The organism is Roseivivax halotolerans (assembly GCF_900115815.1).
Taxonomy (GTDB): Bacteria; Pseudomonadota; Alphaproteobacteria; order Rhodobacterales; family Rhodobacteraceae; genus Roseivivax; species Roseivivax halotolerans.
On record NZ_FOXV01000001.1, the window covers coordinates 120,773 to 141,718 of the forward strand.

Consider the following 20,946-nt stretch of genomic DNA (forward strand, 5'->3'; position numbering starts at 1 on the left):
TCGCCCTCGGCCGCCTTACGCAGCCTTTTTCATGTAGACCGACTTCGCGTTGACGAATTCCTTCATGCCGAAGCCGCCATGCTCGCGGCCATAGCCTGAATCCTTCACGCCGCCGAACGGCATGTTGGGGATCGCCACGTTGAACCCGTTCACGCAGACCATGCCGGTATCGAAATAGGTCGCGGCGAGCTTGCGGGCATAGTCCTCATCCTTCGAGAATATGCCGCCACCGAGCCCGTAGCGGCTATCATTCGCGATACGCATCGCGTCCTCGTCATCTTTGGCCTTGATGACCGAGGCGACAGGACCGAAGAGCTCGTCGTCATAGGCCGGCTGCCCGGGTGCCACGTCGACGAGAACCGTGGCGGGGTAGAACGCGCCCGGCCCGTCCGGCACCTCGCCGCCGCAAAGAGCGCGCGCGCCCTTCGCGACGCTGTCCTTCACCTGATCGGCCAGCTCGTCGCGCAAATCGATCCGCGCCATAGGCCCGAGCTTGGTGGTCTCGTCCGACGGATCGCCCGTCTCGATCGCGCCCATCTTCTCCGAGAAGCGCTCGACGAAGGCATCGTAATTCTTCTCGGTCACGATGAAGCGCTTGGCATTCACGCAGGTCTCGCCGTTATTGTAGATACGGCCCGCGACGCAGGATTCGACCGCAAGATCGAGGTCGGCGTCGTCAAGGACCAGGTAGGCATCGTTCGAGCCGAGCTCGAGCACGCTTTTCTTCAATACCGACGCGGCCTTCTCGGCCACCTTGCGGCCCGCGCCATCGCTGCCGGTGAGCGTCACGCCGCGCACGCGAGCGTTCTCGATGACCTTGTCGGATTGCTCGTGGCTGATCCGCAGAACGGTGAACAGGTTCTCCGGCAGACCCGCCTTCTGCATCAGATCCTCGAGGAAGAGGCCGCTGCCGGTGCAGTTCTCCGCGTGCTTCAGCAGGACGCCATTGCCGGCCATCAGGTTCGCGATGGCATAGCGGACCACCTGGTAACAGGGGAAGTTCCAAGGCTGGATACCGTAGATCACGCCGAGCGGCGCGTAGGTGATCACGCCCGTGCCACCCGGAATGTCGCGCTCTTCCTCAGCGAGCTCTTTCGGGCCGTTATCGGCAGTGAAGTCGCAGATCGCGGCGCATAGCTCGATCTCGTCGCGGCTGTCGCCAATGAGTTTTCCGACCTCACGGGTCATCAGCTGGGCGAAGTCTTCCTTGTTGTCCCGCAAGGCCTGGCCGACCGCGCGGATCTTCTCCGCGCGCGCCTCGAGGCTCTGGAGGCGCCAGTCGAGAAAGGCGTTGTGGCACGCCTCGACGGCATCGCGCGCCTCGGCATCACTCATGTAGGAATATTCGGCAATCGGTTCGTCATTGGCCGGATTGATCGTCTGAATGTCGGCGGACATGAACTGCTCCTTGATTATCTGTCCCCGCTCAACGCGGCCAGCCGACTAGGTTTCCATCCTCACGTGAATGTGGCGCGCCACGCCCCCTTTCTTTGGATTGGCCCAAATACCCGCGGGGAGCGCGAGGGGCTGGCCCCTCGCTCCCTCGCGCTGTAGCGCTCGATACATTGCCCCTTGCAGACTCGGGGCAAGCTCCGTATACCCAATCCAACAGCGGCGTGCTGGGGTCCACACCCGGCGCCCACCGGATCACATGACCGGCCGCGGGCCGGTTTTTTTGTGTCCGCGTCCCAAACTACGCCAAGCAGGACCTTATGTCTGACCTGATCGCAAAAACCTCGATGGACCGCCGGATCGCCGAGATCGCCGGCCCCGTGATCGAGGATCTCGGCTTCGAGCTGGTGCGCGTGCGTCTCCAGGGCGGCAAGTCGCCGCTCTTGCAGATCATGGCCGAGCGCCCCGATGGCGGGATCGAAGTCGATGAATGCGGCGAGATCTCGACGGCCGTTTCCGCCGTGCTCGACGTGGAAGATCCGATTCTCGACGCCTATACGCTCGAAGTTTCCTCGCCCGGTATCGACCGCCCCCTGACCCGCCTGAAGGATTTCGATACCTTCGAGGGCTACGAGGCCAAGCTCGAAACGCACGACCTCATCGACGGGCGCAAGCGCTTCAAGGGCGTTCTGGCCGGTGTCGAGGGCTCCGAAGTGCTCATCAATATCGAAGAAGGCACGGTGGGGCTGCAATTCGACTGGCTCGCCGATGCCAAGCTCGTCCTCACCGACGAGCTGATCCGCGAGATGCTGAAAGCGCGCAAGGACGCGGGCACCGAGCCCGACGACTTCGACCAATCCCGATTTGACGAAATCCTGGCCGATGATGGCGGCCCCGAGGAGGAGTAAGACGAATGGCAATCACCTCTGCCAACCAGCTTGAGCTTCTGCAGACCGCCGAGGCGGTCGCGCGCGAGAAGATGATCGACCCCGGTCTCGTGGTCGAAGCGATGGAAGAGAGCCTCGCCCGCGCCGCCAAGTCGCGCTACGGCTCCGAGATGGACATCCGCGTGAAAATCGACCGTCGCACCGGCCGGGCGACCTTCACCCGCGTTCGTACCGTCGTCGACGAGGAAGAGCTGGAGAATTATCAGGCCGAGATGACCGTCGAGCAGGCCAAGCAATACCTCGCGGACCCGCAGATCGGAGACACCTACGAAGAGGAAGTTCCGCCGGTCGAGCTGGGCCGGATCGCCGCGCAAAGCGCCAAGCAGGTGATCCTGCAGAAGGTCCGCGAAGCCGAACGCGACCGCCAGTTCGAGGAATTCAAGGATCGCGCCGGCACCATCATCAACGGCGTCGTCAAGCGCGAGGAATACGGCAACGTCATCGTCGATATCGGCCGCGGCGAGGGCATCCTGCGCCGCAACGAGAAGATCGGCCGCGAAGCCTACCGCGCCAATGACCGCATCCGCTGCTACATCAAGGATGTGCGGCGCGAGACGCGCGGGCCGCAGATCTTCCTGTCGCGCACCGCGCCCGAATTCATGGCCGAGCTCTTCAAGATGGAAGTGCCCGAGATCTACGACGGCATCATCGAGATCAAGGCCGTCGCCCGCGATCCGGGCAGCCGCGCCAAGATCGCCGTGATCTCCTATGACGGCTCGATCGACCCCGTGGGCGCCTGCGTCGGTATGCGCGGCTCCCGCGTGCAGGCGGTCGTGAACGAACTTCAGGGCGAGAAGATCGACATCATCCCGTGGAACGAGGATGTGCCGACCTTCCTCGTGAACGCGCTGCAGCCCGCCGAGGTCTCCAAGGTGGTTCTCGACGAGGATGCCGAGCGGATCGAGGTCGTCGTGCCCGATGAGCAGCTGTCGCTCGCCATCGGCCGGCGCGGCCAGAACGTGCGCCTCGCCTCTCAGCTCACCGGTCTCGACATCGACATCATGACCGAGGAGGAAGAGAGCCAGCGCCGGCAGAAGGAATTCGAGGAGCGCACGCAGCTCTTCGTGGACGCGCTCGACGTGGACGAGTTCTTCGCCCAGCTCCTGGTCTCCGAAGGCTTCACCAATCTCGAAGAGGTCGCCTATGTGGAGATCGACGAGCTGACCGTCATCGACGGGGTGGACGACGAGACCGCCGAGGAGCTGCAGGCCCGTGCCCGCGACGTCCTCGAGGCGCAGGCCGCCGAAGCGCTGGAGCGTGCCCGCGCGCTCGGTGCGGAGGACAGCCTCATTGAATTCGAGGGGCTGACACCCCAAATGGTGGAGGCACTCGCGAAGGACGACGTGAAGACGCTCGAGGATTTCGCGACCTGCGCGGATTGGGAACTGGCCGGCGGCTGGACCACGGTCGACGGACAGCGCACCAAGGATGACGGCGTTCTGGAGCCCTTCGAGGTCAGCCTCGAGGAAGCGCAGAACATGGTCATGACCGCGCGCGTTCTTCTGGGCTGGGTCGACCCGACCGAGATCGAGACCGAGGCGGAAGGCGACGACGCCGCCGACGAAGGCTCCGAAGAGACCGAGGAGGCATAAGCGGCCATTGACCCGAGGCGGACGCAGCAAAGACCGCAGTGCCGGACCCGAACGGCGCTGCATCGCGACCGGAGAGGTTCTGCCTGTCGAGCGGCTGATCCGCTTCGTCGTGGGTCCCGATGGCTCGATCGTGCCCGACATTGCCGGCAAGCTGCCGGGCCGGGGCATCTGGGTCTCTGCGACGCGCGGGGATATCGACAAGGCGGCGGGCAAGAACCTCTTTGCCCGCGCCGCCAAGACAAAGGTATCGGTGCCCGAGGGACTGGCCGATAATGTGACGGATATGCTGGCCGAACGCGTGGTCAACCTCATCAGCCTCGCCCGCAAGTCGGGTGATGCCGTGGCGGGCTACGAGAAGGTCAAGGACTGGCTTCAGAAGGAAGAGGCCGAAGTCCTGATCCAGGCCGAGGATGGCTCAGCCCGCGGCAAGACGAAGCTGTCGACTCCCCATTTCGGCACCTATATCGGGTGGCTCGGGGCTGACGAGCTCGGGCGCGCCTTCGGGCGAGATAAAGTGATTCATGCCGCGCTCGGCGCTGGCGGACTCACGAAACGTGTTGTAGAGGATGCCCGACGCCTGAAGGGCATGCGCACAGCCGGACTGGCGCAAGACGCGGCAGCAGGGGCTGCCGGAAAGGATAAGAGAGCTTCATGAGCGAAAACGACGGCAAGAAGACATTGGGTGTACGCGGTGGTCCCCGTTCGGGATCGGTGAAGCAGAGCTTCAGCCACGGACGCACCAAGAACGTCGTGGTGGAGACCAAGCGCAAACGCGTCGTGGTGCCCAAGAGCAGCACGGGACCGGCATCCAAGTCCGGCTCCGGTGATGCCGGGCAAAGCGCCGCGCAGCGAGCCGCGGCTTCGGCCAAGCGCCCCGCCGGTATTTCCGATGCGGAGATGGAACGGCGTCTGAGAGCGCTGCAGGCCGCCAAGGCACGCGAGGCCGACGAACAGGCCCAGCGTGAAGCCGAGGAAAAGGCCCGCGCCGAAGAGCGCGAGCGCATGCGCGCCGAGAAGGAACAGAAAGAGCGCGAACAGCGTGAGGCCGAAGAGCGCGCCAAGGCAAAGGCCGAGGACGAGGAACGCCGCAAGCGCGAGGAGGCCGAAGCGGCCGAACGCGCCAAGGCCGCGCCCGCCCAGCCCGCGCCCGACGCCGATCCACAGAGTGCACGTGGCAAGGCAGCGCCCAAGACCACGAACAAGCCCGAGCGTGAGCGCGAAGATCGCAACCGCGCGCCGAAGGCTCGTGACGGCGGCCGCCGCTCCGGCAAGCTGACCGTCAGCCAGGCCCTTTCGGGCGGGGAAGGCGGACGCCAGAAATCCATGGCCGCGATGAAGCGCAAGCAGGAGCGTGCGCGCCAGAAGGCTATGGGCGGTCCCGTCAACCGCGAGAAGGTGATGCGCGAGGTCAAGCTGCCCGAGGCGATCACCGTGGCCGAGCTGGCCAACCGCATGACAGAACGGGTTGGTGACGTCGTAAAGGCGCTCATGCAGAACGGCGTCATGGCGACGCAGAACCAGACCATCGACGCCGATACCGCAGAGCTCATCATCGAGGAATTCGGCCACACCGTGACGCGTGTGTCGGACGCGGATGTGGAGCAGGTCATCGAACAGGTCGAGGACAATCCCGAGGATCTGAAGGACCGCGCACCGATCATAACCGTCATGGGCCATGTCGACCACGGCAAGACCTCGCTTCTGGACGCGATTCGGAACGCGAAGGTGACCCAGGGCGAGGCCGGCGGCATCACCCAGCATATCGGCGCCTACCAGGTGCAGACCGAAGGCGGCACGACGCTGACCTTCCTCGACACGCCGGGACACGCAGCCTTCACCTCGATGCGCTCGCGGGGCGCACAGGTGACGGATATCGTGATCCTCGTGGTCGCTGCCGATGATGCGGTCATGCCGCAGACCATCGAGGCGATCAATCACGCCAAAGCCGCCGAAGTGCCGATGATCGTTGCGATCAACAAGTGCGACAAGCCCGATGCGAACCCGACCAAGGTCCGCACCGATCTGCTCCAGCACGAGGTTGTCGTCGAAGAGATGTCCGGCGACGTGCAGGACGTGGAGGTCTCCGCGAAGAGCGGCAAGGGCCTCGACGAGCTGCTCGAAGCCATCGCACTGCAATCGGAAATTCTCGAGCTCAAGGCCAACCCCGACCGCGCCGCGCAAGGCGCCGTCATCGAGGCCAAGCTCGACGTCGGCCGCGGCCCCGTCGCGACCGTTCTCGTGCAGAACGGCACGCTGCGCCAAGGCGACATCTTCGTCGTCGGGGAGCAGTGGGGCAAGGTCCGCGCGATGGAGAACGATCAGGGCGCGCGCGTCAAGGAAGCCGGTCCCTCGGTTCCGGTGGAGGTTCTTGGCCTCAACGGCACGCCCGAGGCGGGCGACGTTCTGAACGTCGTCTCGACCGAGGCGCAGGCCCGCGAGATCGCCGAGTACCGCCAGCAGGTCGCCAAGGACAAGCGCGCCGCAGCCGGTGCGGCGACGACGCTCGAAGCGCTGATGCAGAAAGCCAAGGACGACGAGAACGTCACCGAATTGCCCGTGCTGGTAAAAGCCGACGTGCAAGGTTCGGCCGAGGCGATCGTTCAGGCGCTCGAGAAGGTCGGCAACGAAGAGGTGCGCGTGCGCGTCCTGCATTACGGCGTCGGTGCGATCACCGAAACCGATGTGGGCCTCGCCGAAGCCTCCGAAGCGCCGATCCTCGGCTTCAACGTTCGAGCCAATGCCTCGGCGCGCAACTCGGCCAACCAGAAGGGCGTGGAGCTGCGCTATTACAGCGTGATCTATGACCTCGTGGACGACGTGAAAGCTGCGGCCTCCGGCCTTCTCTCGAACGAGATCCGCGAGAACTTCATCGGCTATGCCAAGATCCTGGAGACCTTCCGCGTCTCGGGCGTCGGCACCGTAGCGGGCTGCCTCGTGACCGAAGGCGTGGCGCGCCGCTCGGCCGGTGTGCGTCTCTTGCGCGACGACGTGGTGATCCACGAAGGCACGCTGAAGACGCTCAAGCGCTTCAAGGACGAGGTGGCCGAGGTCATCTCGGGCCAGGAATGCGGCATGGCGTTCGAGAACTACGATGACGTCCGCAAGGAGGACGTGATCGAGATCTTCGAGCGTGAGGAAATCGCCCGCACGCTGAGCTGATTGTCTTTCGGAGAAAACAAAACGGCCCGCCAATCGGCGGGCCTTTTTCGTTTCTCCGGGCAGCTTGGACGCCGCTAGAGCCAGTCGCGCAGGATCGGCACGATCGGCACGTCGGCCGGCGGCATAGGATATTCCGCAAGCGCATTGGCCCGCACCCATTTCAGGGTCTGCCCTTCCTTCGGTTGCGGAATGCCCTCCCATTTGCGGCAGGCGAAGAGCGGCATCAGCAGATGAAAGTCGTCATAGCTGTGCGAGGCGAAGGTCAGCGGCGCGAGGCAGGAGGACCATGTGCCGATGCCAAGCTCCTCGGACAGCTCTCGGATGAGCGCCGCTTCGGGCGTCTCGCCTGGCTCGACCTTGCCGCCGGGGAACTCCCAGAGCCCGGCCATCGACTTGCCCTCGGGCCGCTGCGCGAGAAGGATGCGGCCCTCTGCATCAATGAGGGCAACAGCGGAGACGAGCACCACCTTCATGGCCGCGCGCCTGCGGATCGGGCAGGAGCGAGGGGCCAGCCCCTCGCGCTCCCCGCGGTATTTTCGCCAACCCAAAGACACATGCGCGTCACGAGCGGTAATCGGCGTTGATCGAGATGTAGCCGTGCGTGAGATCGCAGGTCCAGACCGTCGCCGCGCCGTCCCCGAGGCCGAGATCGACGGCGACCGTGATCTCCGGCTCCTTCATCACGGCCGCTCCCATCTCTTCGCGATACTCGGGCGAGACCCAGCCCTTCTCCGCGACCAGAACGTCGCCGAAGCGAATCGACAGAAGGTCGCGGTCTGCCGCCGCGCCCGATTTGCCGATCGCCATGACGACGCGGCCCCAATTCGGATCTTCGCCGGCGATGGCGGTCTTGACGAGCGGCGAATTGGCGATGGCCATCGCATGGGTGCGCGCATCGTTGTCGGAGGCGGCGCCGGTAACTTGGACGGTCACGAATTTCGTCGCGCCTTCTCCGTCCTTGACGACCTGATGCGCCAGATCGAGGAAGACGCTTTCGAGCGCCGTGGCAAAAGCGGTGTCGGACTTGGCGACGCGCACACCCGACGCGCCGGTCGCCCCCATCAGAAGCGTGTCCGAGGTCGAGGTATCGCTGTCGACAGTAATGCAGTTGAAGCTGCGCTCATTGATCCCCGAGACCAGCGCCTGCAGATCATCCTTCGCGATGGCCGCATCGGTGAAGACGTAGACCAGCATCGTCGCCATGTCGGGCGCGATCATGCCGGAGCCTTTCGCGATGCCAGCAATCCTGACTGTCTGTCCATCGATCTCGATCTCCGCAGACGCGCCTTTCGGGAAGGTATCGGTCGTCGTGATCGCATTTGCCGCGCCCGCGATATTCTCTTCGTCGAGCCCCGCCACAAGGTCGGCCACCTTCGCCACGATGCGCTCGTGCGGCAGAGGCTCCCCGATCACGCCGGTAGAGGAGGTGAAGACGCGGCTTGGGGGCAGGTCCATCGCGGTCGAGACCGCCTCGCAGAGCGCCTGAACCGACGCATCCCCGGCGCGCCCCGTGAAGGCGTTGGAATTGCCGGAATTGACCAGGATCGCCGCGCCGTCGCCCGCCTCGGGCTCGAGCGCGATCTTGGCCTGGCAATCGAGCACATTGGCCGAGCGGGTGGCCGAGCGCGTGAACACGCCCGCCACGGTCGAGCCCGGCGTGAGATGCGCGAGCATCACATCGGTGCGCCCGGCATAGCGAACGCCCGCCGCCGCAGTGGCAAAGCGGACGCCCTTGATCACCGGCAGCGCCGGGAAGGCATCGGGGGCCAGCGGCGAGCGGCTGGTGATCTTCGCCATCTTACTCGCTCATCAGAAGATCGGTGCGGCCCAGAACCGCCGGATCGAGATCCTCGCCGGGGCGCGTGACCTCGGAGCCAGCGACCAGCTCTTCGATTGCGGCCTCGACACGTGCCTGTGCGAGCTGCTGTTCGATCTGGTCGCGTACCTCCTCGAGGGCGGGCGCTTCTTGCTGCCGGGTCTCGTTCAGCTTCACGACATGCCAACCGAACTGTGTCTCGACCGGCTCCGAGATCGCGCCGGGCTCAAGCGTTTCGACGGCGTCCTGGAAGGGCTGCACCATCTGGCCGGCCGCGAACCATCCAAGATCGCCGCCATTCGCGCCGGACGGGCCGGTGGAGCGTTCCTGCGCGAGCGTCGCGAAATCGGCGCCGCCGTTCAGCTCCTCGATGAGGGCCTGCGCCTCTTCCTCGGTCTCGACGAGGATATGCGCCGCGTTGTATTCGGTCGCACCGCCCTCGCTGCCAAATTGCTCGTCATACGCGTTCTGGATGTCTTCTTCGCTCACTGCGTCACGGGACAGCCCGGCGACGGCTTCGGATGCGAGAAGCGCGCGGCGCTCGTTTTCGAGCGTCAGGCGCACGCCGGTCGTCTCTTCGGCGGAATCCGATTGCGCCAGCGCTTCCTGCTGGATCAGCTGATCGAGGATGCCCTCGAACAGAACATCCGGGGGAAGCTGCTGGTATTGCTCGGGAAGACCCGCGCGCACCATGAGCATGTGGCCCAGCGTGATCTCTTCGCCATTCACCGTCGCGACGACTTCGGACAGGTCCGCGTCGGGCGCGGTTTCGGATCCGGCGGTCTCATCCTGGGACCATGCCGGGCCGGCAAACGCGAGGAGCGCGGCAACGGCGGTGAGTTTCAGGCTCGGTCGGGACATCTTCACCTCTTTCTGCCACCCGTGCGGGCAGCGTTGACACTGTGAGGACCGGCCCTTACATCGCTCGTGGCTCTGTGCAGCCAGTCTTTCCCCCGTTTGTCTATGGGCTCGGTGCAGGACGGGCAAGCAGATGCCGCCACACGAGACGGTGACAGGCGAAAGAGAGCGTATGCTAGGGTTCGGAACACTCACGAAAAAGGTCTTCGGCACGGCGAACGACCGGAAGATCAAGTCGACCCGGCCCCTGATCGAGAAGATCAACGCTCTGGAGGCCGAGTACGAGGCTTTGGACGACGCGGGCCTGAGGGCCAAGACGGACGAGTTCCGCAAGCGCTTCGAAGGTGGCGAAAGCCTCGACGATCTTCTCCCCGATGCCTTCGCCAATTGCCGTGAGGCCGCCAAGCGGGCGCTCGGCCTGCGCGCCTTCGACGTGCAGCTCATGGGCGGGATCTTCCTGCACCAGGGCAACATCTCGGAGATGAAGACCGGCGAGGGCAAGACGCTGGTCGCCACCCTTCCCGCCTATCTCAACGCGATTTCCGGCAAGGGCGTGCACATTGTCACGGTGAACGACTACCTCGCCCGCCGCGATGCCGACTGGATGAGCAAGGTCTACGGTGCGCTCGGCTTGACGACGGGCGTGGTCTATCCGCGCCAGCCCGAAGACGAGAAGAAAGCTGCCTACCAGGCCGATATCACCTACGCCACGAACAACGAGCTTGGCTTCGATTACCTGCGCGACAACATGAAGTCCGAACTGGACCAGATGTATCAGCGCGGGCACAACTTCGCGATCGTGGACGAGGTCGATTCCATCCTGATCGACGAGGCGCGCACGCCGCTCATCATCTCGGGTCCGAGCCAGGACCGCTCGGAGCTTTATACCGGGATCGACAAGCTGCTGCCGGATCTTACCGAGGAACATTACGAGCTCGACGAGAAGACGCGCAGTATCTCCTTCACCGACGAGGGCAACGAGTTCCTCGAAGAGCGGCTGCGCGAGGCCGGGTTGATGCCCGAGGGTCAGACGCTCTACGACCCCGAATCGACCACGCTCGTGCATCACGTCACGCAGGCGCTTCGGGCACACAAGCTCTACCAGCGCGACAAGGACTACATCGTGCGCGACAACGAGGTCGTGCTGATCGATGAATTCACGGGCCGCATGATGGCGGGCCGCCGCCTGTCTGACGGTCTGCATCAGGCCATCGAGGCCAAGGAAGGCTGCCAGATCCAGCCCGAGAACGTCACGCTCGCAAGCGTGACCTTCCAGAACTACTTCCGCCTTTACAACAAGCTGTCGGGCATGACCGGCACCGCCACCACCGAAGCCGAGGAATTCGCGGAAATCTACGGGCTCGGCGTGGTCGAAGTGCCGACCAACCGGCCGATCGCGCGGATCGACGAAGACGACAAGGTCTACCGCACCGCGCAAGAGAAATACGAAGCCATCGTCGAGGAGATCCGCCTCGCCCACCAGAAGGGCCAGCCCGTCCTCGTCGGCACCACCTCGATCGAGAAGTCCGAGATGCTGAGCCAGCTGCTCCAGAAGGCCGGGCTCAAGCACAATGTCCTGAATGCGCGCCAGCACGAGCAGGAAGCCCAGATCGTCGGCGATGCCGGCCTGCCGGGCGCCGTGACGATCGCGACGAACATGGCCGGGCGCGGCACCGACATCAAGCTCGGCGGCAATTTCGAGATGAAGGTGCAGGCCGCGCTCGATGCCGACCCCAATGGCAATCCCGAAGAGATCCGCGCGCGGATCGAAGCCGGGCAGGCCGAGGCCGAGGACAAGGTGAAAGAGGCCGGCGGTCTGTTCGTTCTGGCGACCGAACGGCACGAAAGCCGCCGGATCGACAACCAGCTGCGCGGCCGCTCGGGCCGTCAGGGCGATCCGGGGCGTTCGTCCTTCTTCCTCTCGCTCGACGACGACCTGATGCGGATCTTCGGCTCCGAACGGCTCGACAAGGTGCTCTCCTCGCTCGGGATGCAGGAAGGCGAGGCGATCGTTCATCCGTGGGTGAACAAGTCGCTCGAGCGCGCGCAGTCAAAAGTGGAAGCGCGCAACTTCGACATCCGCAAACAGCTTTTGAAGTTCGACGACGTGATGAATGACCAGCGTAAGGTCATCTTCGGTCAGCGCCGCGAGATCATGGAAGCCGAGGATCTCTCGGAAGTCACCGAGGATATGCGGGAAGAAGTGATCGACGATATCGTCGATACTTACGCCCCGCCCAAGAGCTACGCGGATCAGTGGGACGTCGAAGGACTTGATGCCGATATCAAGGACAAGCTCAATATCGCGCTCCCGGTCGCGGAGTGGGCAGAAGAAGACGGCGTCGACCAGGATGTGCTGCGTGAACGCATCGCCGAAGCCTCGGACAAGCTCATGGCGGAAAAAGCCGAGGCATTCGGCCCCGAGGCGCTGCGCCAGATCGAGAAACAGGTTCTCTTGCAGACCATCGACTCCAAATGGCGTGATCACCTCCTGACACTGGAGCATCTACGTTCGGTCGTGGGTTTCCGCGGGTATGCTCAGCGCGACCCGCTGAACGAATACAAGACCGAGGCATTCCAGCTCTTCGAATCGATGCTGGACAGCCTGCGTAGCGAGGTCACGCAGAAGCTGGCCCAGATCCAGCCGATGAGCGAGGAGCAGCGCAAACAACTCCTCGATCAGCTACGCCGCGAACAGGCGCAGGCCCAGATGGCGGCTGCACAGGCCCCTGCGGGCGCGACGAATCCCGAAAGCGAAGCGGCAGGTCCGGCGGTCGCCGCGAAGGAGCCGCTGATCGACGGCTTCGACGAGACAGATCCCTCCACCTGGGGCAATCCGGGACGCAACGCGCCCTGCCCCTGCGGATCGGGCCAGAAGTTCAAGCATTGCCACGGTCGCCTCGCCTAAATGATCCTTGCCCGTGACGGCGCGGTCGTCGCGGGCAGTTTCCGTCGCATTGTTCCTATCCCGGAAACGCCTCGGGCTCTCCACGCCTTTGCCGCAAGCTCGCCAAGTTTGCGGATCATACGATTGTTGAAAGAAACCGTATGGTGGAGGCTCTAATGGCCCAACCCAAGACCTATGCGCTCGCTGCCGGAACAGTCTTTACCGCGTTCGCGATCGGCTACGTGATGCAATTTGGCCTGCCCGGCTTAAGCGACCCGTCCGAACCCATTGAAGTCAGCGGGATCGTGGACACCGCCGCGCCTGCAGGGCTTGAGGACAGCGCGCCTGCCCTGGCGACCGCGGGCGCGTTCCCCACCCTTCCGCAAGAGTCGCGTCCTGCCCCCGCACTTCAGCGGGCGAGTGTCGAAGTCGCGGCGGTCGAAGGCCAGAGCGCAAGCGACGCGATCCTGCCCAAGGACGTGCCGAGCGCCGGGTTCGACTGCGCGATCAGTGCTACCGCTGAACCGGGTGCGGCCGCGATGGTCGCGCTCGCGCTTGATGCGCCATGCCACGGGTCGGAACGCGTGACTGTCCACCACAACGGCTTGATGTTCACCGAGACCGTGCAGCCCGATGGTACGCTCAGCCTCGATGTGCCCGCACTCGCGGAAACCGCGGTTTTCATCTTCTCCTTCGGCTCCGGCGATGGCGCGATCGCGCAGGCTCAGGTCTCCTCGCTGGCGTTCTACGACCGCGTGGCGCTGCAATGGCGGGGCGATTCGGGGCTTGGACTTCACGCCCGCGAAGCCGGTGCCGACTACTTTGCCGACGGCCATGTCTGGGCGGGATCGCGCGGCACGATCGAAGCTGCGGCGCGCGGCGAAGGTGGCTTCCTGGCGCGACTGGGCGACACCGACGCGCCCGAAGCTTTGATCGCCGAGATTTATTCCTTCCCCGCTGGCACGGCGCCGGCCGAGGCAGAGGTCGCATTGTCGGTAGAAGCCGAAATCACGGCATCGAATTGCGGTCAGGATCTCGACGCGCAGATGATCGAGCGGCGAGGCGAGGCGGCACTCAGCGTGCAGGACATCGAACTGGCCATGCCCGAATGCGATGCCGTGGGTGACTTCCTGGTGCTGGACGCCATGGTCCGCGACATCGAGGTCGCATCGAACTGACCCTCGACGCTCCGGCTATTGAAATTTCGCCGCGCGGCACGAACAGTCGCGCGGCGTGTTTCATGCACCGGAGGGGTCCGTCATTCTACCGACACGAGTTCTTGCGTGCCGCATCCTGGCTGCGGCCAGTCTCTGGCTGACTGCGCTGTCTCTGCCTGCCGTGGCGCAATCGGATGATGTGACGTTACGCTCCTATGACGGGGGCGTCTCGCTGTCCGGCACGCTTCTGGGCTTTGACGGCGAGTTCTACCGCATCGACTCCGAATATGGCGAATTGACAGTGGATGCCTCTGGCGTCTCCTGTGCGGGCGTGGCCTGCCCATCGCTGACAGATTTCGTCGCAGAGTTGCGGATCTCCGGTTCCGCCACGATTGGACGGGTTCTTTTGCCGGCTCTCATCGAAGGCTTCGCGCTGCGGGAAGGTTACGTGTCCTCGCGCGAGGAAACCGGCCCGGATGCCACGCTTTACACGCTGACCAGCACCGAGACGGAGCGCGCCGTCGCACGGTTCTACATCTCGAGCACTACCTCCGATTCGGGATTTGCGGATCTTCTGGCGGACGAAGCGGACCTCGTCATGTCGCTGCGCGAGATCCGGGCCGAGGAGGCAGAAGCGGCGCGCGACGCCGGGCTCGGCGATCTGACGGAGGCGAAATGGTCTCGCGTGTTGGCCCTAGACGCGATGGTGCCCGTCGTCTCATCGCAAAACCCGGTGGAGACCATCTCCCTGCGGACGCTGACCGACATCCTCGCCGGGCGGACAAGGAACTGGCAGGCACTCGGCGGGCCCGATGCACCTGTCGTCTTGCATCTGCCAACGGAAAGCTCCGGACTTGCCCAGTCGATCGGAGACCGGCTGGCGCGGGCTCTGCCCGAGGCCGCCGAAGGCCAGGTGCTGCGCCATGACAGTCAGGAGGCGCTTGCGGCTTCCGTGGCCGTGGACCCCTTCGGGCTTGGGATTGCGAGCTTTTCGGAGATCGGTCTGTCCAAGCCGCTTTCCGTGGACGGTCCGTGCGGCTTCAGCCTGTCGGCCGAGCGCGGAACGATCAAGACCGAGGACTGGCCGCTGACCGCGCCGATGTTCCTCTACCTGCCTGCGCGCAGGTTACCGAAACTCGGCCGCGACTTTCTGGCCTATACCGCATCGGAGCCCGCGCAGAACGTCATCCGGCGCGTCGGCTTCACCGATCAGGCCGTGGAGGATGTGCCCATCGCGCATCAGGGCTCGCGCCTTGCGAACGCCATTGCCGTCGCGGATGGCGAGGAAGGTCTTGCAGAGCTCAAGCGTCTGCGTACCGAGCTTGCCCCGCTCAACCGCCTGACATTGTCGTTCCGTTTCGAACCCGGCTCGACACAGCTCGACGCGCAATCCCGCGCCAATGTCGCGCGGCTGGCCGCCGACATAGAGGCGGGCCTTTACGATTCGAGGACCATTCTTTTCGCCGGTTTCTCCGACGGGGCCGGACCCGCTTCGGCCAATCTCGTGATCGCGCGAAACCGCGCGGAGGCCGTTCGCGACGCGGTCATCTCCGCTGCCGAAGCCGCAGATCCCGAGCGGCTCGATATCCGCACGGACGGCTTCGGCGAGGCCATGCCGATGGCCTGCGACGATACGGTCTGGGGCCGGAAGGCCAATCGCCGCGTCGAGGTCTGGCTCGACTGATCCGCTCTACAGATACCCCTCAGAGCGAAAGCTGAGTTCACGGCATTTTCCGATCACCAGGTGATCGTGCAAGGTCACGCCCATCACCTCGCCTGCGCGCGCGACCTCGTTCGTCATCGCGATATCGGCGTCGGAGGGCGATGGATCACCGGAGGGATGGTTGTGCACGAGGATGACCGCCGAGGCGTTCAGCTCGAGCGCGCGCTTTATGACTTCGCGGGGGTAGACGGGCACGTGATCCACCGTGCCACGCGCCTGTGCCTCATCCGCGATCAGCACGTTCTTGCGGTCGAGGAAGAGGACGCGGAATTCCTCGATATCCTTGTGAGAGAGCGCCGCGTGGCAGTAATCGATCAAGGCTTGCCAGCTCGAGACGATGGGACGATGCATGACCTTGCCACGCGCCAGACGCTGCGCGGCGGCCTCCACGATCTTCAGCTCGCAAATCACCGCAGCGCCGACCCCGTCCATCTCGAGAAGCCGCGCGCGCGGCGCCGAGAGAACCCCCGCGAAATCGCCAAAAGCGTCCAGAAGCCGGCGCGCGACCGGCTTCACATCGCGGCGCGGGATGGCACGGAAGAGCACAAGCTCCAGCATCTCGTAGTCGGGCACGGCATCGGCGCCGCCGGAGACGAACCTGTCGCGCAGACGCTGGCGGTGATCGCGAATGTAGGAAGGAAGTGCCACCGGCCCGCCAGTATCGCGCGGCGGCGGATCGAAAAGCGCGCCTTGCGCGTCTGAAAAACCGGTCTGGATCATGGCCTGGACGCTAGCGCACGCAGGCTTAATTCGGCGTTAACGCCATCCGTCCATTTGCCTGCTCGACGTTCACCAAGTCTTTACGTCTTCGGCGCAGATTTGTCGCGACCTCCAAAGGCAAGGTCGCTCGTTTCCCCAAGCGAGGCGCGCGCCGCGATTCCCCGACACCGCGGCGCGCGTTCAAGAGCTTTATTCCGCGGCGTCGCGCCGTGGCAGCACCCAGTCGGGGCGCGGGAAGTGACAGGTATAGCCGTTCGGGAACCGCTCAAGATAATCCTGATGTTCCGGCTCCGCCTCCCAGAAGTCATCCACGGGCTCGACCTCGGTCACGACCTTGCCCGGCCAGATACCCGAGGCCTCGACATCCGCGATCGTGTCTTCGGCAACCGCTTTCTGGTCCTCGTCGACGTAATAGATCGCCGAGCGATAGCTCATGCCGATGTCGTTGCCTTGGCGGTTCAGCGTCGTCGGGTCATGGATCTGGAAGAAATATTCAAGGATCCGGCGATAGGAGATCCGCGCGGGATCAAACCAAAGCTCCAGACCCTCCGCGTGGGTCCCGTGATTGCGGTAAGTCGCGTTCGGCACGTCCCCGCCGGTATAGCCGACACGTGTCTTCTCGACCCCGTCGAGCTTGCGGAAGAGGTCTTCCATACCCCAGAAACAGCCGCCTGCCAGAACGGCGCGTGTCAGATCGCTCATGCTCTTTCCTCCACCTGGTCGAGATACTTGCCGTAGCCTTCGGCTTCCATGTCGTCGCGATGCACGAAGCGCAACGCGGCCGAGTTGATGCAGTAGCGCAATCCGCCGCGATCGGGCGGTCCGTCCGGGAAGACATGTCCAAGATGGCTATCCCCGTGACGCGAGCGCACCTCGGTGCGGATCATACCCATCGTGGTGTCGCGCAGCTCGGTGATGTTGTCCGGCTCGATCGGCTTCACGAAGCTCGGCCAGCCGCAGCCCGATTCGTATTTCGTCGACGACGCGAAGAGCGGCTCGCCCGAAACGATGTCGACATAGATCCCCGGCGCCTTGTTCTCGAGATACTTCCCGGTGCCGGGGCGCTCGGTGCCGTTTTCCTGCGTGACGCGATAGCTCTCGGGATCGAGTGCGGCCACCGCGTCCGGGTCTTTGCGATACTCGCTCATGTGGCTCTCCATGCTCGGAATGTCTGTGGTTCAAGATGGGGATGCAGACGACAAAGACAACGGTCCTGCGACAGGCGACCCCTCGCCCATCCCTGACGTCTCGATGAGCGGAGGAGCGCGGCATGCCACTCGAGGCAGGGAACCGGCGGTGGATCGCCCGCCCCGGACGCCCCGTCGAGCCGGGCGCCGCCGATACTTCGTGCGCCGCGCGCAGCGCGCAGACAAAGCCGCGCAACGCCCCCATGTCTCTCATGTCGGCGCGCCCAGCAATGCCCGCCGACCCCCGTGCGAGATTGCGAAAAGGAGACCTCGATGAGCACGCGCACCAAGACCCTCAGCATGACCGCCCTGCTGGCCGCCTCGACTTCGGTCGCGGCGGTGGCTCAGACCGCGCCCGAAGAAGGCGGCTCGCCCACGGAGCCCGCACTCGAAGCCGCCCCGGAGGTCGGGATGACCCCTGACACCGCCGCGCCGGGCATGACGAGCGGTGCGCCCGACACCTTCAGTGAACTCGTCTCCATCTTCGAGGAGGGGATGCCGGAGATGGCGGATCCCGCCGTGATCGACACAGGATATGTCATCGACACGCTGACTCTCTCCGACATCCCGGATCAAGCGGCAGGTGAAAGCGAAAGTCTCGATCTCGCGCTGGCCGATGTGGAGGGCGAACTCGCCGCGATGCAGGACGAAATCGCGGCAAACGACATGCTTGCGGACCTGCTCGAAGCGCAGGGCTTCGCCGCTGAGGATGTCATCGGCATCTTTGCCGCTGCCCCGGACCGGGTCGAGCTTCTGGTCGACGACCGCGCCTGACGGGCGGGGGGTCGAGCGTGGCCTCCGCATCTCCCCAGCGGAGGCCACATCTCACGCCGGCAGCCGCGCCAAGGCCCAAAGCGCCGCATCGCGGACGGTCTCGTCGGGATCCTCGGCCAGCGCGGCCGCCGCGGGACGCAGCCGCGCGCTGCCCGAGTTCCCGATGGCATAAGCGACGTTACGCACGAAGCGATCGCGCCCGATCCGCTTGATCGGCGAGCCCGAGAACCGCGCCCGGAAACCGGCATCGTCGAGCGACGCCAGTTCCGCAAGATCCGGTGCCAGCAGGTCCTCCCGCGCGGCATAGCGGATATCGCTGGCCTCGGCGGCAAACTTGTTCCACGGGCAGACCGCCAGGCAATCGTCGCAGCCATAGATCCGGTTGCCGAGCCCTTCGCGCAGCTCTTCGGGCACGGGTCCCCTGTGCTCGATGGTCAGATAGGAAATGCAGCGCCGCGCATCGAGCTGGTAGGGTGCCGGAAACGCATCGGTCGGGCAGATGTCGAGGCACCGGCGGCACGAGCCGCAGTGATCCGTTTCGGGCGCGTCACGCTCCAGATCGAGCGTCGTGAAGATCGAGCCGAGAAAGAACCAAGATCCCATCTCCCGGCTGACGAGATTGGTATGCTTGCCCTGCCATCCAAGGCCCGCGGCTTCCCCGAGAGGTTTCTCGGCCACCGGCGCGGTGTCGACGAAGACCTTGATCTCGGCCTCCTCGCCGGCCGCCTCGGCCTCGGCGATGAGCCATCGCCCGAGCCGCTTCAGCCTCTTCTTGACGATGTCGTGATAGTCCCGGTTCTGTGCGTAGACCGAGATCGCGGCACGTTCGGGCGCGCCCAGGATCGCCATAGGGTCATGATCCGGCGTGTAGCTCTCCCCAAGCATGATGATCGACCGGGCCTCGGGCCAGAGCACCTGCGGATCGCCGCGCCAGGAGGCGCGATCCTCGAGCCAGCCCATCTGGCCGTGCCGCCCCTTCTCCAGGAACGCGCCCAGCCGCTCCGGCACCTTCGGGATGTCACCCGGCCCGCAGATCCGGCACATGGTGAACCCGGCGGCCTCCGCCTCGGCCTTGAGGCGCGCCGTCAGGGACATGCGCGAAAGCTACGCTCTTTGGGTTGGCCCAAATACCGCGGCCGTCCGATGCCACGAGGCGCCGCGATTTCAGAAGTCGAGATCGGCATAATGCGGCGGCGGCGGGAAGCCCGGAAGCTGATCGGCCAGGATCGAACGGAAGGCCGGGCGCGACTTGATCTTCGCATACCAGTCCTTCACCGCCGCCTGCCGGTTCCAGTCCACGTCCGAGATATAATCGAGGGAAGACAGATGCGCCGCGGCGGCGAAATCGGCGAGCGTCATCACGTCGCCCGCAAGCCAGCGCCGATGATCGAGCAGCCAGGCCATGTAATCGAGGTGATATTTGACCGCCTTGGCCCCGGCTTTCACGTTGGTGCTGTCCGGGAAGCCGGCCTTCATCACCTTCTTGTTCACCCGCTCATAAAGCAGCTTCGACGTCACTTCGCTGTGAAACTTGTCATCGAACCACCCGACCAGCCGGCGCACTTCGAAGCGCGCATCGGCGCTTTTGGGCATCAGAGCGGGCTCGGGATATTTCTCCTCGATCCACTCGCAGATCGCGGCGGATTCCGCCATCGTCTTGCCGTCGATCTTCAGGACCGGAACCTTCGCCGCCGGGTTGCGTCGGATGAAATCGGGATCCTTTTCCCAATAGCGTTCTTCGGCGAGTTCCACTTCGATCTTCTTTTCGGCAAGGCTCAGTCGGACCTTGCGGCAGAAGGGGGACAGGGGAACGTGATAGAGCTTGGCCATCTGGGGCAGATCCAATGAATGAAAGCGAACGCGTGATCGTCTCTAGACCCGCAACCGCTCCGACTTCAACAGTCAGCGCGGGGCGCGGGCAAGCTCACGCCGGCTCGAAGCAGGATGCGCGGCCATCCCGCTGGATCGTCGCGGCCCCGTCCATGATCGAGGCCGCGCGCCGCCGCACGAAATTCGAGGGGTCGGACGCGGATCGGCCCTTGGGGTCCGGCAGGATGGCCGCGAGGCGCGCCGCTTGCGTCGGAGTCAAATCCGCCGCCGAGACGCCGAAATAGTGCCGCGCCGCCGCTTCGACGCCGAACACGCCTTCATCGAATTCGATCATGTTGAGATAGACCTCGAGGATACGCCGCTTCGGCCAGACCGCCTCCATGCCGGGCGTGATGACAGCCTCGAGCGCCTTTCGCGGCCAGCTTCGACCCTGCCAGAGATAGACGTTCTTCACCACCTGCTGCGAGATCGTCGAGGCGCCACGATTGCCGCCATCCTCGATCGCATCGCGGATAGCGCTCATGTCGAAGCCCCAATGCCGGCAGAAATTGGCATCCTCCGCCGCGACGGCGGATCGGTACATCACGGGCGCGATGGCATCGGAATTCACCCATTGCCGCTCCACCCCGCCGAGACGCCGCGCTTCGGACATGATGTAGGGCGTCGTCGGCGGGGCCACGACCCGATAGAGCCCGATCCCCAGAGCGATCAGCACCGCCAGCGCCAGCACGGCGCGGAAGAGCCACTTCGCCAGGAAGCGGCCAGGCCGAATCTTCGTTTTCGTCTTGCTCGACTTTTTCGCCATAACGCCGTGATACCGCCCCGTAGGCGACCGGGAAAGCGGCTCTGCATGACGTGGGAAAGTCTGACGCGAACAGGTCACGCGCAGTCGGGACGGGACAGG

Annotated in this window: 18 protein-coding genes; 8 read left to right on the forward strand and 10 right to left on the reverse strand. The window is 64.7% G+C overall.

Going from position 1 to position 20,946, the window contains the following annotated elements:
• Positions 1–15 precede the first annotated feature (15 nt).
• Positions 16–1,398, reverse strand: a complete 1,383-nt coding sequence (locus BM171_RS00620) for an NAD-dependent succinate-semialdehyde dehydrogenase (RefSeq protein WP_093008864.1) — start codon at positions 1,396–1,398, stop codon at positions 16–18.
• A gap of 314 nt (positions 1,399–1,712) precedes the next feature.
• On the opposite strand from BM171_RS00620, the gene rimP reads away from it, so the two are divergent.
• The 4 genes from rimP to infB are packed head-to-tail and all read left to right on the forward strand — an operon-like array spanning position 1,713 to position 7,090.
• Positions 1,713–2,300: a ribosome maturation factor RimP gene (gene rimP, locus BM171_RS00625; RefSeq protein ID WP_093008865.1), complete on the forward strand. Its 588-nt coding sequence runs from the start codon at positions 1,713–1,715 to the stop codon at positions 2,298–2,300.
• Between the two features lie 5 nt (positions 2,301–2,305).
• Positions 2,306–3,931, forward strand: a complete 1,626-nt coding sequence (gene nusA, locus BM171_RS00630) for a transcription termination factor NusA (RefSeq protein ID WP_093008866.1) — start codon at positions 2,306–2,308, stop codon at positions 3,929–3,931.
• A gap of 7 nt (positions 3,932–3,938) precedes the next feature.
• Positions 3,939–4,586: an RNA-binding protein gene (locus BM171_RS00635; RefSeq protein WP_093008867.1), complete on the forward strand. Its 648-nt coding sequence runs from the start codon at positions 3,939–3,941 to the stop codon at positions 4,584–4,586.
• Positions 4,583–7,090: a translation initiation factor IF-2 gene (gene infB / locus BM171_RS00640; RefSeq protein WP_093008868.1), complete on the forward strand. Its 2,508-nt coding sequence runs from the start codon at positions 4,583–4,585 to the stop codon at positions 7,088–7,090. The genes BM171_RS00635 and infB overlap by 4 nt, the downstream gene beginning before the upstream one ends.
• 74 nt (positions 7,091–7,164) lie before the next feature.
• Here the strand turns inward: infB and mutT are convergent, their stop codons facing one another.
• The 3 genes from mutT to BM171_RS00655 all read right to left on the reverse strand — a co-directional run bounded on the left by mutT (position 7,165) and on the right by BM171_RS00655 (position 9,767).
• A complete protein-coding gene (mutT, locus tag BM171_RS00645; protein ID WP_093008869.1) occupies positions 7,165–7,563 on the reverse strand; it encodes an 8-oxo-dGTP diphosphatase MutT in 399 nt (132 codons plus the stop codon).
• 88 nt (positions 7,564–7,651) lie between these two features.
• Positions 7,652–8,887 (reverse strand): bifunctional glutamate N-acetyltransferase/amino-acid acetyltransferase ArgJ, encoded by a 1,236-nt coding sequence (argJ, locus tag BM171_RS00650; protein WP_093008870.1) that lies wholly within the window; start codon positions 8,885–8,887, stop codon positions 7,652–7,654.
• A gap of 1 nt (position 8,888) precedes the next feature.
• A complete protein-coding gene (locus tag BM171_RS00655) occupies positions 8,889–9,767 on the reverse strand; it encodes a peptidylprolyl isomerase (RefSeq protein WP_093008871.1) in 879 nt (292 codons plus the stop codon).
• Between the two features lie 169 nt (positions 9,768–9,936).
• Between BM171_RS00655 and secA the strand changes: the two genes are divergently transcribed.
• The 3 genes from secA to BM171_RS00670 all read left to right on the forward strand — a co-directional run bounded on the left by secA (position 9,937) and on the right by BM171_RS00670 (position 15,492).
• Positions 9,937–12,672: a preprotein translocase subunit SecA gene (gene secA / locus BM171_RS00660; RefSeq protein WP_093008872.1), complete on the forward strand. Its 2,736-nt coding sequence runs from the start codon at positions 9,937–9,939 to the stop codon at positions 12,670–12,672.
• Positions 12,673–12,827: 155 nt separating this feature from the next.
• A complete protein-coding gene (locus tag BM171_RS00665) occupies positions 12,828–13,829 on the forward strand; it encodes a translocase (RefSeq protein ID WP_093008873.1) in 1,002 nt (333 codons plus the stop codon).
• Between the two features lie 55 nt (positions 13,830–13,884).
• Positions 13,885–15,492 carry a phosphate ABC transporter substrate-binding/OmpA family protein gene (locus BM171_RS00670; RefSeq protein WP_425438926.1) on the forward strand — a complete coding sequence of 536 codons (1,608 nt, stop codon included), beginning with the start codon at positions 13,885–13,887 and terminating at the stop codon, positions 15,490–15,492.
• A gap of 6 nt (positions 15,493–15,498) precedes the next feature.
• On the opposite strand, the gene radC is transcribed toward BM171_RS00670, so the two are convergent.
• From radC to msrB, 3 genes are all read right to left on the reverse strand, one after another.
• Positions 15,499–16,251 (reverse strand): RadC family protein, encoded by a 753-nt coding sequence (gene radC / locus BM171_RS00675; RefSeq protein ID WP_093008874.1) that lies wholly within the window; start codon positions 16,249–16,251, stop codon positions 15,499–15,501.
• Between the two features lie 189 nt (positions 16,252–16,440).
• Positions 16,441–16,953, reverse strand: coding sequence for a peptide-methionine (S)-S-oxide reductase MsrA (msrA, locus tag BM171_RS19085; RefSeq protein WP_217646669.1), 513 nt, complete (start codon positions 16,951–16,953; stop codon positions 16,441–16,443).
• On the reverse strand, positions 16,950–17,399 hold the full coding sequence (gene msrB, locus BM171_RS19090) for a peptide-methionine (R)-S-oxide reductase MsrB (RefSeq protein WP_093009255.1): 450 nt from the start codon (positions 17,397–17,399) through the stop codon (positions 16,950–16,952). Before msrB ends, msrA begins: the two co-directional genes overlap by 4 nt.
• 312 nt (positions 17,400–17,711) lie before the next feature.
• On the opposite strand from msrB, the gene BM171_RS00690 reads away from it, so the two are divergent.
• Positions 17,712–18,212, forward strand: coding sequence for a hypothetical protein (locus tag BM171_RS00690; protein WP_093008875.1), 501 nt, complete (start codon positions 17,712–17,714; stop codon positions 18,210–18,212).
• Positions 18,213–18,263: 51 nt separating this feature from the next.
• On the opposite strand, the gene queG is transcribed toward BM171_RS00690, so the two are convergent.
• The 3 genes from queG to mtgA all read right to left on the reverse strand — a co-directional run bounded on the left by queG (position 18,264) and on the right by mtgA (position 20,847).
• Positions 18,264–19,307: a tRNA epoxyqueuosine(34) reductase QueG gene (gene queG / locus BM171_RS00695; protein WP_093008876.1), complete on the reverse strand. Its 1,044-nt coding sequence runs from the start codon at positions 19,305–19,307 to the stop codon at positions 18,264–18,266.
• 69 nt (positions 19,308–19,376) lie between these two features.
• Positions 19,377–20,042: an FtsZ-binding protein FzlA gene (fzlA, locus tag BM171_RS00700; protein ID WP_093009256.1), complete on the reverse strand. Its 666-nt coding sequence runs from the start codon at positions 20,040–20,042 to the stop codon at positions 19,377–19,379.
• Between the two features lie 94 nt (positions 20,043–20,136).
• Positions 20,137–20,847, reverse strand: a complete 711-nt coding sequence (mtgA, locus tag BM171_RS00705; RefSeq protein ID WP_093008877.1) for a monofunctional biosynthetic peptidoglycan transglycosylase — start codon at positions 20,845–20,847, stop codon at positions 20,137–20,139.
• Positions 20,848–20,946: the final 99 nt, after the last annotated feature.

Coding starts and splice junctions, on each gene's coding strand:
- BM171_RS00620 (WP_093008864.1), bottom strand. CDS start 1,398: ATGTCCGCCGACATTCAGACGATCAATCCGGCCAATGACGAACCGATT.
- rimP (WP_093008865.1), top strand. CDS start 1,713: ATGTCTGACCTGATCGCAAAAACCTCGATGGACCGCCGGATCGCCGAG.
- nusA (WP_093008866.1), top strand. CDS start 2,306: ATGGCAATCACCTCTGCCAACCAGCTTGAGCTTCTGCAGACCGCCGAG.
- infB (WP_093008868.1), top strand. CDS start 4,583: ATGAGCGAAAACGACGGCAAGAAGACATTGGGTGTACGCGGTGGTCCC.
- mutT (WP_093008869.1), bottom strand. CDS start 7,563: ATGAAGGTGGTGCTCGTCTCCGCTGTTGCCCTCATTGATGCAGAGGGC.
- argJ (WP_093008870.1), bottom strand. CDS start 8,887: ATGGCGAAGATCACCAGCCGCTCGCCGCTGGCCCCCGATGCCTTCCCG.
- BM171_RS00655 (WP_093008871.1), bottom strand. CDS start 9,767: ATGTCCCGACCGAGCCTGAAACTCACCGCCGTTGCCGCGCTCCTCGCG.
- secA (WP_093008872.1), top strand. CDS start 9,937: ATGCTAGGGTTCGGAACACTCACGAAAAAGGTCTTCGGCACGGCGAAC.
- BM171_RS00665 (WP_093008873.1), top strand. CDS start 12,828: ATGGCCCAACCCAAGACCTATGCGCTCGCTGCCGGAACAGTCTTTACC.
- radC (WP_093008874.1), bottom strand. CDS start 16,251: ATGATCCAGACCGGTTTTTCAGACGCGCAAGGCGCGCTTTTCGATCCG.
- msrA (WP_217646669.1), bottom strand. CDS start 16,953: ATGAGCGATCTGACACGCGCCGTTCTGGCAGGCGGCTGTTTCTGGGGT.
- msrB (WP_093009255.1), bottom strand. CDS start 17,399: ATGAGCGAGTATCGCAAAGACCCGGACGCGGTGGCCGCACTCGATCCC.
- BM171_RS00690 (WP_093008875.1), top strand. CDS start 17,712: ATGAGCACGCGCACCAAGACCCTCAGCATGACCGCCCTGCTGGCCGCC.
- queG (WP_093008876.1), bottom strand. CDS start 19,307: ATGTCCCTGACGGCGCGCCTCAAGGCCGAGGCGGAGGCCGCCGGGTTC.
- fzlA (WP_093009256.1), bottom strand. CDS start 20,042: ATGGCCAAGCTCTATCACGTTCCCCTGTCCCCCTTCTGCCGCAAGGTC.
- mtgA (WP_093008877.1), bottom strand. CDS start 20,847: ATGGCGAAAAAGTCGAGCAAGACGAAAACGAAGATTCGGCCTGGCCGC.